The sequence below is a fragment of the Congregibacter sp. genome (assembly GCF_047617445.1).
GTDB lineage: Bacteria > Pseudomonadota > Gammaproteobacteria > Pseudomonadales > Halieaceae > Congregibacter.
On the sequence record NZ_JBLGBE010000105.1, the window covers coordinates 1 to 10,477 of the forward strand.

A 10,477-nucleotide genomic window follows, 5' to 3' on the forward strand; every position below is an offset into this window, starting at 1 on the left:
TACGACGGAGCCGCCTGAAGCGATTACGCCCGCCCCATTAAAATTCTTCAGCGGCGTCCAGCCAGTGCCCTGACACTGCCCGCTGCCCCCACGTTCACCGGTCGCAAGGCGCTGAGACAGCTCAGCAACCGAGCTATCACCACCATCACGTACCTCTTAAATAAGACGCGCAGAGCCCGGACTTAATTCCATCAACGCCACGCCGCTTTCACATTCGCGCTATATACCAACAAAAAAGCGGGATTGCCAGCAGCCTCGCGTTGAAACGAGCTCCCTTTACGATGAACGGGTTATAGGCCACGTCTCGATTCAGACTCGGCATGAGCGCCGAAGTTTCAGCAGCACCAGGGCATTAATGAGAAATATTCACAATTACTCCGGCGTACGACCCGCGCTGCGTTTGTACCAGACGTCCACGACCTCCCACTGGGCGCTCAGCCTTTTTACGGACACAGGACGCGAGGTGCCAAGATGCTGCGCAAACAGTGACACGCGCAGCTCCTGCAACATGAATTGGAAGGCATAAAGTGAAGATGACAATTGTGCCGCGCCAGGCATCTCTTGCAGGAGTTTATGCATAGGAGCCTCCAGCGCCGCCAGGGTTGCCTGGTGCTCCTGGTCCTTTCGGTAGTTGGCGGCAAGACGCTCTGCCCTCACCGCCATCGCCTTCGCATAGCGAGGAAAGTGTCTAAGGTCATCACTTGCGAGTCCGAACAAGCCAGCGCTACTCAAAAGAAATTGCCGCTGCGCGGCAATGTCCTCCTTTGCCTCCGCATATTGTCCCTTGTAGCGTTGCAGCTGTTGCATCGCATCCACCATTGCGGTCAGGGTGTTATTCAATTGCGCTTCAAAGTCGTTTCCAAGGCCCACAGCCGTGCGAGACATATGTTGAGCACCTGCCTCGAATCGCGCTTTCTCGCGACAATCACCAAGGAGCAAACCGGAAGCGTTTAACGCCAGGGTCGGCAAGACTTCATCGAGCAAAGCCTCTCGGGACACATCAAGCGCTGCGAATAACAGTGCCGTCGAGTTGTCCTTAAGAAACCGCTTGCGAAGGTCACGGAACAGCGGCTTCGCTGACAGCATGAGCAATCGCGCAAGCCCACGGCGCTGCGCCAGTAACGCTTCGCCTGGGTAGTCAAACAGCTCTATGCTAACGCTGTCTCCCGCCTCCTTGAGCGCCGGATAGGCCAGAATATCCACGCCAGCCTGCTTAAAGCCATACTCCCGATCCAACACCGGAAAATCCCAAAGCAACAAACCCGAGCGTGCAGGCGAGTTACCATCCTGAGCGGTTAGTTGGCGTCGAGTCGCCTCCTGAAAATCGTTGATCAGCGAATCCACATCCCGACCCTGGGCCAGAAGCTTCCCTTTTTCATCGACCACACGCAGGTTCATACGGTAGTAATCATCCAAGGCAATATCTGGCCAGTCGCCACCGGCTGTTACCGGACCACCAGCGCGCCTTAGTGCATTGCCCAGCGCCTCGGACAGCGGTCGATCCTCGGGCTCCATGTATTGCAAAGCGCGATCCACCCAATCCGGAACCGGTACTAACTGTTTACGTAGGGGTTTGGGCAAACCCTTTAGCAAGGCAATGCATTTTTCTCGCAAAATACCGGGCACTAACCACTGCAAACGAAATCGAGGCAGCCGGTTAAGTAGGGCAACAGGGACGGTGATTGAAACGCCATCCGCGTCTTTGCCCGGCGAGAACTGATAAGTCAGTCGATAACTTTGCCCCTCCCACTCCAAACGATCAGGAAAGGCATCTGTAAGCGCCCCGGGGTCTCGGGTGAGCAGCTGCTCCCTACGCAGCTTCAGCGCTTCTCCCCGTGACGGGTCTTCCTTTACCCAAGCGACTAAGGATGTTGTATTTGTTGCAAGGCTTGGCAGCAACTCGTCGTAGAAACGATACAAAGTATCTTCATCGACCAGCAGATCCCGGCGACGAGCGCGAGACTCCAGGTCCTCAACCTCACGCTGGAGTCGCAAGTTGTGCTTCAGAAATGCCGGTGGCTTGGGCCAACGTCCAGCGATCAAGCCCTCACGAATAAGTAGCTCACGGCAAAGTTCGGGATCAGTTTTCGCATAATGCACGGCCACTCGATCGCTGATCGTGAGCCCAAACAAGCTTGTACGCCGCCAGGCTACAACCCGGCCCTGCTCCCTCTGCCACCGGGGCTCGTAATACTGGTGTTTGAGTAGCGACGGATTTACCTGCATCAACCATTCTGGCTCGATGGCGGCTGCGGTTCTGGCGTAGACACGCTGTGTCTCGACAATTTCTCCGGCAACCAACCACTTCGGTGGTTTGCGATACACCACTGACCCGGGGAACAATTGCAGGCGTCGATTGCGCGTTGCCAAATATTCCCGGCGCTCATCTTGTTGCGCAATGTTGCCCAATAACCCACAAAGCAGGGCTCGATGTACCCCCGCATAGTCGCTCTCGACAGCCATCTCTAGCGCCGGCTTGAGCCCCTGACTGCGACAAGCAATGCTGATTTGACGATGTACATCGCGCCACTCACGCATCCGAAGCCAGGACAGATACTCGCGTTTGCACAGCTTGCGCAGTTTGTTTTCGCTTAGGGTCTGACGCTGCTCTTCGTAATAGCGCCAGAGATTCAACAAGCTCATAAAGTCCGAACGAGAATCCGCAAAGCGGGCATGGGACTGATCTGCCTGTGCCTGGCGATCTGCGGGTCGCTCCCGGGGATCTTGTATCGACAAAGCACTGGCAATTACCAGCATTTCCGGCAACACCGAAAACTCCTGTGCGGCCAATACCATCCGAGACAGAGCTGGATCGATGGGGAAAGCCGCCATTCGTCGTCCCAGACGTGTCAACTGCTCGCGCTGGTTGACGGCTCCCAACTCGTCGAGGAGCCGATAGCCATCACGTATGAGGCGATGGTCCGGGGGCTCAAGAAAGGGGAACTTCGTAATATCCCCCAAACCTAACTGCAGCATCTGAAGCACAACGGCTGCGAGGTTACTGCGTTTGATTTCTGGATCTGTGAATTCAGGGCGATTGAGAAAGTCTTCTTCGGTATACAAGCGTAGACACACCCCGGGTCCCACCCGCCCGCAGCGGCCCCGTCGCTGGTCGGCGCTCGCTCGAGATACGGGTTCAATGGGTAGGCGCTGAACTCGCGTTCGATAGGAGTAACGACTAATACGTGCCTCACCCGGATCAATAACAAAGCGAATTCCGGGCACAGTGACAGAGGTCTCGGCAACATTCGTAGACAAAACAACGCGCAATCCCCGAGAACTGCTCCGACCAAACACCCGGGCCTGCTCTCCCTGACTCAGGCGCGCGTACAAGGGCAGGACATCCAAGCCTGCGGCGCCGCGAAGTTGCCTTGCAACATCGCGAATGTCCCGTTCGCCGGACAAGAACACCAGCATGTCACCCGGGGTCCCATGAACCCCTGCCTGCACCTCTTTGACGACAGACGCGACCTGACGTAACAGATCCTCGTCGTCGCTACTGTCTCGGGGAAGGTAATGTGTCGTCACAGGAAAACTGCGCCCCGAAACCTCAATGACCGGCGCGCCATTGAAGTGCTCGGAAAAGCGCTCTAGATCGATAGTAGCGCTGGTTATGAGGACTTTAAGATCCGGGCGGCGCGGCAGCAGACGTTTTAGATAACCCAGGATGAAATCAATATTCAGGCTACGCTCATGAGCCTCATCGATGATCAGGGTGTCGTACTGTCGCAAGTCGCGGTCGCGCTGCATCTCGCTTAAAAGAATACCGTCGGTCATCAATTTAACCGCCGTGCGCTCCCCAAAGTACTCTTGGAAGCGTACTTGATAACCCACCAACTCGCCCAGCGGCTGGCCTACCTCTTCGGCGATACGCTGAGCAACAGTACGGGCTGCTAGACGCCGCGGCTGAGTGTGACCTATACGCTGCACACGCCCCCGTCCCAACTCGAGGCAAATTTTGGGCAACTGTGTGGTCTTACCGGAACCCGTTTCCCCCGCCACAATGACCACCTGATGATCACGGAGTGCGTCGGAAATCTCCTGGCGATGCTGGGCTACCGGGAGATCGGCGGGATAGCTTAGCGCAGGTATTTCTCGAACCACCTGAGGCGTATCCGAGGCACTCACGCGGGCAAGCCTCGCCAAAAACCTGGATCAGGAGGTAATTTTGATACTCTATGGATCGTCCTATTGATTGCTCTTCCCCAAAATTGATAAACCGCAGACCCGAGACTAAGCAAGGAGGCCCGACAGTGAGCACTGAGACCCGCTATAGCTATGACGAACTTCACGAGGGACAGCAGTGTGAGATCAAACGCCAACTTTTGGCTGAGGACATAGACGCATTTGCCGATGCCAGTGGTGATCAAAACCCTCTGCATACTGACGCCGATTTTGCCCGCGCGGCGGGATTCAAGGACCGTATTGCCCACGGAATGCTGCTGGCAAGCTGGATTTCCGCAGCACTGGCTCACTCTTTGCCCGGACGTGGAACAGTCTACCTTCGCCAGGATCTTGAATTTCGACAGCCGGCACTCCCCGGCGACCATTTGGTCATTCTTCTCACGGTCCGCGAAAAGAAGCGTCGGCGACGCGTAATCATAGATTGTAAGGTGTGCCATGAGGACGGTCGCGAATTGCTGCGCGGCAGCGCCGAAGTAATTGCACCCCCCCAAACAGCGGCTACGACGCCTCAGGCTTGAGGCCCTTTAGCCGCTGGCAGAACCCGATTCAAGCTTCGCGGTTTGTTCGAACTGCGAGGGATCGAGGTACATCAACTGTAGCTCTACATTTGGACCACCGCGTCCCGAATCTGCACCCAACACCAGTACACTCGGCTTGCCTTCTTCTGAGGTAAGCGCGGTGATACCGAACATCACAGAGTTATCGCTGGCCTCGCTGGCAAACGTTTTTAGGGACTCAGGCTTTTTAATTGCCTCGGCGATACTCGACAGCAGCATCGTCAACCCCGCGCGAAAGCTTGTGAAATTGAGTCGGCCCTGATAATGCTCACTACTCAAACTAAGGTCAAAACGGACCATGCTGCCATCTTCCATACGCAGGTTCGTCAGGGAAACTGTCTTTCGTTCTTCAAGATCGCGATACAGGCTTTTAGCCTCGGTGCGACTGGGCTCGATCAATGCTTTGTGGATCAAGTTAACCGCGACAGTGAGGAACTTGTCGGTCGGTAAGCTCTTACGTTGGGTGTTTTCTGACATGACTCTTCCGCAGATATGACTAACAGCCCGCGAAGTCTACCGATTGGTCTCTCGGCTTGCTAGCCGCCAGCCGTTAAAATGCCTGCAGACAAAAAAAGAGCCCGATCGCACAGTTTGCTATGCTCTGCTTTCGATTCGTAACTTTAGACGCTAATGGGCGACGCAGTGTCCACGACAAACGCAAGCACAGAGCTCACTCAGGTGGCTGGTTCCGCGCTACGGATAACCGCGCTGTGCCTGCTATTGCTCGGTGTGCCATTCGCCATCGCACAAGAGGCCGATAGTGCGACCACGCCCGAAAGTGACGTCGATCGACTTCGCGGGCTGCTGCAGCGACATCACGGCGCTGATAGTGAACAGTTCGTGGACGTGCCGCCAATACTAGGCACCTCACTGGAGATGGATCCCGCGTACAGAGAGACTGATTTGGCCGCCGCACTAAAGGCTCCCTACTCTGCGGAAAAAGTACGCCTCAGAGGTGACGAGCTATCGCTACTGCTCGCTGATGTCACCGCGCGACTAAATGACCCTCAGACAGCCGATCGTCGTAGTGATGCCTCAATGTTCGGAACCATACGCATTCGCCAAGGGGGAATATTGGTAAGCAGCAGCACCTATAGCCTCACACACATCGGCAAATACCAGTTTTTCGGCCACGCTGAACTTGACCAGGGGCGCAACGTTCTGGGTGTCGGAGACGCTCAATGGGAGATCGAGCTGAGCTCCCTTGATGAGGGCAAAGGGCGTCACCTTCTGTTGCTTGTGGCCCCGCCACGAGAAGACTGGAGACTACATGCTTTGCCAGCTAGTGCTGCGGCACAGTTGGGCGATGACGCGCCACAATGGCTGAGGGAGCCTTCCACCGACGTAAGCCCAACGCTGTGATCCGGGCTCGGGGTCCTCTGCGATCCATGGAGCTTGCAGAGCTTGAGTGGACAGAACTCGGTGAGCCACGCTCCAAGCGTTACGGAGATTGCTATTTCAGCGCTGAGAATGGCAGTGCCGAAACCCAGTATGTATTCCTTGACGGAAGTGATCTGGAGCAACGTTTAGGCAGCCACAATGAGTCTTTGTTCACCATCGCCGAGCTTGGGTTTGGCACAGGGCTGAACTTTCTAATGAGCTGGGATTGCTTTAATCGCTCTGCTGCCCCGAACACGCGCCTGCACTTCTGGAGCGTTGATCGCCACCCCCTCAGCCGCGAAGCGCTAGTGCGATCCCTGGAACGCTGGCCACAGCTGCGTGGTTTGGCCGAAGAGCTAATCAATGTCTACCCCCCGCCGCTACCGGGCGTACATCGTCGCGTGCTCGATCACGGACGAGTCACTCTGGATTTAGTCTGGGCGGAGGCAAAAGACGCGCTCACAGAGCTATCTGGGTTGGAACAACCTTTGGTGGACGCCTGGTATCTCGATGGGTTCGCGCCTAGGAAAAACGAGTCTATGTGGGCGTCAGAACTGTATTCACACATGATTTCTGCAAGCAAACCGGGCGCGACTTTCGCAACCTACAGCGCCGCAGGAACCGTACGCCGAAGCATGGCCGATGCTGGCTTTTCCATTGTAAAACGGCCGGGATTTGGTAAAAAACGCGAGTGCCTTCATGGCCTACTGCCCACGCATCCCCAATCGCGTCTCTCCCTGCCGCACATGACGCCCTGGGATCTCAATGCGAATCACAAGACCGTGGGCAGGCAATCAGCGCTTATTGTAGGCGCCGGCCTTGCTGGCGCACATGTCGCCGCCGCACTGGCGCGCCGAGGAATGCCCGTAACTGTTTTTGACCAAGCCTCGGTCGCGGGAGGGGGCTCTGGTAACCCTCAGGGCGTACTGTTTACCCGACTCTCTCACGAGCGCTCGATTCTGGGTGAATTCTCGCTGCTTGCCTTTTTATATGCACGAGAGCTTTATCAAACAATGTTCAGCGCCGGAACCCTCACCGAAGGCGTCGACGGAGCACTGAACGGCTGCGTACAAACAGATACGCCTCGCGGTGACGGAGCCACACTCGCAACGGCACTACGGGGGCTGGAAGCGATCGCCAAAACCTGCAACGCAAAGACTGTTGAAAAGCTGCTGGGCGTTCCGAATGACAGTGCCGGGCTATGGCAACCCGGTTCGGGCTGGCTATCGCCTCCAGCAGTATGCAAGGCTTTATTGGGGCAAGAAGGTATTACGATTCAAGACCACTGTGGTGAGCTGACGGTCAGTCAAAGCGCAGTTGGCCACTGGGAGATCCGCAACGAGAGCGGCGCGGTCCTGGGCGCCGCGCCGGTGCTGATACTGGCCACAGGGCCCGACAGTAAAGCTATCCCCCAGACGCAGGATCTTCCATTGCGCGTAGTGCGGGGACAAACAACCCAGATACCAGCGCCTATTGATCAGCCATTGCTGACGAGCTTCTGTCATCGCGGCTACATCGCGCCAGCAGTGAACGGACAGCACTGTATTGGCGCGACCTTCAAACCCGGTGACGATAGCCGAGAAATACGCATTGAGGAGCATTGCGCGAACCTTGAGGCACTTATCCAGGCATTACCGGCCTGGAAGGATCACCTACAGGCCCTCGACCCAAGCGTCCTGCAAGGTCGCGCTGAGCTGCGTTGCGTATCGCCCGACTACTTGCCATTGGCAGGTCCTCTCCCCGATGAGGCTCGCTTTAAGCGACTTTATAGCCCGCTGCAGTGGGATGCGAGCCAACTTATTGCTGAGCACGGCGCTTACAAGCCCGGACTGTTTGTAAGCACCGCGCATGGGTCCCGGGGCCTTAGTTACGCAGCGATGAGCGCCGAACTCATTGCCGCTCAAATCTTTGGTGAACCGATCCCTCTCAGCCGAGAATTGCAGCGAGCACTGTCACCAGCGCGATTCCTTATCCGGGGCCTAGTGCGCGGCGTCTCCAGGCAAAAGGTCGCTAGCGCATGAACGTATGCCCATTTTTTATCGCAGGCACTGCGCCAGTCACTGTCATTGTCACTATGCTCTTAACTCTGGGGACGACCCACGCGGCTGGGGCGGAGCTACAGCGCTATGGTTACGAGGTACTGGACCGGGCTCCCCAGCCTCGGGAAAACTTCATTCAGGGATTACAGATTGTCGGTGATTCGCTGTACGTGGGAACGGGTCACTACGGTGAGTCTCGTCTGCAGGAATATCAATTTCCAGAAATGAGACTGTCTCGCGAAGTTAAACTTCCTCCAACTCTCTTCGGGGAAGGTGTTACCCGGCTAGGTGAACGAATCTATCAACTAACCTGGCGCGCCGGGCAATTGTTCGAGTATGACGCCAATAATTTCAAGTTACTCAAGACGCACGTAATCTCGACTGAAGGTTGGGGTATCACCCACAACGACTCGGAATTGATCTACAGCGACGGCAGCCACCGCTTGTACTTTCTAAACCCGGACAATATGGCCCTATTGCGAACACTCGAAGTCACGCTCGGATCAAGACCGCTACCTCGCCTGAACGAACTCGAATGGATTAATGGCGAGATTTGGGCAAACGTCTGGCAGGCAAATCAATTGGTGCGTATTGACCCCGCAAATGGCGCCGTGGTGGCGATTGTCGACCTCCGGGGCCTTCTGGACCCGGCTGAGCGTGAGCCCGGGACAGATGTGCTCAATGGCATCGCCTGGGATGCAAAAAACAACGCCCTGTGGGTCACTGGAAAACGCTGGCCGTGGCTCTACAAGCTGCGACTCCACCCACTCCCGTAGTCCCTGACGTCACTTGCGCAATACTCAGATCAATGAATCTGACGGATTCACGTTAGAATGGGTCCTTTATCGATTTCGGAAGCGCTATGAACAGTCCGTCCAATCTACCCGTCGCCCACGATAGTTTTATACCCCTGCGCTCAGAACGAATAGACGCCCTGAATATTCGTATAGAACACTACGAACATCGCGATACCGGGGCCGTTCACTATCACTTGGCCACGGACAATCCCGAAAACGTATTCCTTGTCGCCCTTCGTACCGTGCCCGAGGATAGTTCCGGAGTGGCACATGTACTTGAGCACACAGCATTGTGTGGCAGCGAGCGTTACCCCGTTCGTGACCCATTCTTCATGATGCTCCGGCGCTCACTGAATACCTTTATGAATGCGTTCACCAGCTCCGACTGGACCGCTTATCCCTTCGCCAGTCAGAACCGAAAAGATTTCCGCAATCTCTTGGACGTCTATCTGGACGCGGTCTTTTTCTCCAAGCTGGACCCCCTGGATTTTGCTCAGGAAGGCCATCGCGTTGAGTTTGCTGAGACAGGCAACACCGATAGTGACCTTGTCTATAAAGGCGTTGTCTTCAACGAAATGAAAGGAGCAATGAGCTCCGTGCCATCGCGTTTGTGGCAAACCCTCTGCCATCACTTGTTTCCCACCAGCACCTATCATTACAACTCCGGGGGCGAGCCGGAGAACATCCCTGAGCTTAGCTACGAGCAACTACAACAGTTCTACAAGAGCCACTACCACCCTAGCAACGCTACGTTCATGACCTTTGGCGATATCTCTGCGTCAGAACATCAAGCGGTTTTCCACGAACAAGCTTTGCGACACTTTCCGCGTCTAGACAAACGAGTCGTGGTTAACCCTGAGCAGCGCTACACCAAGCCTCTGAGCGTCACGGAAAGCTATGCCTTTGACGAAGATGGCTCCAGCGAACGTCACACGCACATCGTGATGGGCTGGCTGCTGGGGGATAGTACAGAACTCAAAGATCTGCTGGAAGCGCAGTTGCTGTGCAGCGTACTTATGGAAAACAGCGCTTCGCCTTTGCAGCAGGCACTGGAGACCACAGAACTGGGTACCGCGCCCTCTCCGCTGTGCGGCCTCGAAGATTCTATGCGAGAACTCGTGTTTTGTTGCGGAATCGAAGGAAGCGATCCCGAAAATAAAGAGGCCGTGGAACAATTAGTTCTTGGCGTTATCGAAGGCATAGCCGCAGACGGTGTTCCCCAGGAGCAACTCGAGGCAGTGCTTCATCAACTTGAGCTCCATCAGCGAGAAATCAGTGGCGATGGCATGCCCTTCGGCCTAAATCTGATTCTTCAGGCACTGGGCCCGGCAACACACTACGCGGACCCCATTCCCTCCATGGATCTAGAGCCCGTGATCGTGCTCTTGCGAGAGCAGTTACAGGACCCCGATTACATTCGCAACCTGGCCCGACAATTACTGCTGGAGAATCAGCACCGTATTACGCTGGTGATGACCCCGGATGGCAGCTTGTCAGAAAAAAAGATAGCGGAAGAGCG

General features: G+C 55.8%; 7 protein-coding genes. 5 read left to right on the forward strand and 2 right to left on the reverse strand.

Annotated elements, in window-relative coordinates:
* Positions 1-372 precede the first annotated feature (372 nt).
* On the reverse strand, positions 373-4,128 hold the full coding sequence (gene hrpA, locus ACI9KD_RS15885; protein ID WP_414982151.1) for an ATP-dependent RNA helicase HrpA: 3,756 nt from the start codon (positions 4,126-4,128) through the stop codon (positions 373-375).
* 125 nt (positions 4,129-4,253) lie between these two features.
* On the opposite strand from hrpA, the gene ACI9KD_RS15890 reads away from it, so the two are divergent.
* On the forward strand, positions 4,254-4,703 hold the full coding sequence (locus ACI9KD_RS15890; RefSeq protein WP_414982152.1) for a MaoC family dehydratase: 450 nt from the start codon (positions 4,254-4,256) through the stop codon (positions 4,701-4,703).
* Positions 4,704-4,709: 6 nt separating this feature from the next.
* On the opposite strand, the gene ACI9KD_RS15895 is transcribed toward ACI9KD_RS15890, so the two are convergent.
* Positions 4,710-5,219, reverse strand: a complete 510-nt coding sequence (locus ACI9KD_RS15895; protein WP_414982153.1) for a hypothetical protein — start codon at positions 5,217-5,219, stop codon at positions 4,710-4,712.
* A gap of 165 nt (positions 5,220-5,384) precedes the next feature.
* On the opposite strand from ACI9KD_RS15895, the gene ACI9KD_RS15900 reads away from it, so the two are divergent.
* The 4 genes from ACI9KD_RS15900 to ACI9KD_RS15915 form a co-directional block, all read left to right on the forward strand.
* Positions 5,385-6,104, forward strand: a complete 720-nt coding sequence (locus tag ACI9KD_RS15900; protein WP_414982154.1) for a hypothetical protein — start codon at positions 5,385-5,387, stop codon at positions 6,102-6,104.
* Complete coding sequence (mnmC, locus tag ACI9KD_RS15905; protein ID WP_414982155.1) at positions 6,062-8,143, forward strand: bifunctional tRNA (5-methylaminomethyl-2-thiouridine)(34)-methyltransferase MnmD/FAD-dependent 5-carboxymethylaminomethyl-2-thiouridine(34) oxidoreductase MnmC; 2,082 nt, start codon at positions 6,062-6,064, stop codon at positions 8,141-8,143. Before ACI9KD_RS15900 ends, mnmC begins: the two co-directional genes overlap by 43 nt.
* Positions 8,140-8,937, forward strand: coding sequence for a glutaminyl-peptide cyclotransferase (locus ACI9KD_RS15910; RefSeq protein WP_414982156.1), 798 nt, complete (start codon positions 8,140-8,142; stop codon positions 8,935-8,937). Before mnmC ends, ACI9KD_RS15910 begins: the two co-directional genes overlap by 4 nt.
* Before the next feature lie 86 nt (positions 8,938-9,023).
* On the forward strand, positions 9,024-10,477 hold a 1,454-nt coding region (locus tag ACI9KD_RS15915), incomplete at its 3' end, for an insulinase family protein (RefSeq protein WP_414982157.1).

Bases quoted from the DNA above. Each gene is read 5' to 3' on its own strand.
- ACI9KD_RS15895 (WP_414982153.1), bottom strand. From the start codon at position 5,219: ATGTCAGAAAACACCCAACGTAAGAGCTTACCGACCGACAAGTTCCTC.
- mnmC (WP_414982155.1), top strand. From the start codon at position 6,062: ATGGCTGAGGGAGCCTTCCACCGACGTAAGCCCAACGCTGTGATCCGG.
- ACI9KD_RS15910 (WP_414982156.1), top strand. From the start codon at position 8,140: ATGAACGTATGCCCATTTTTTATCGCAGGCACTGCGCCAGTCACTGTC.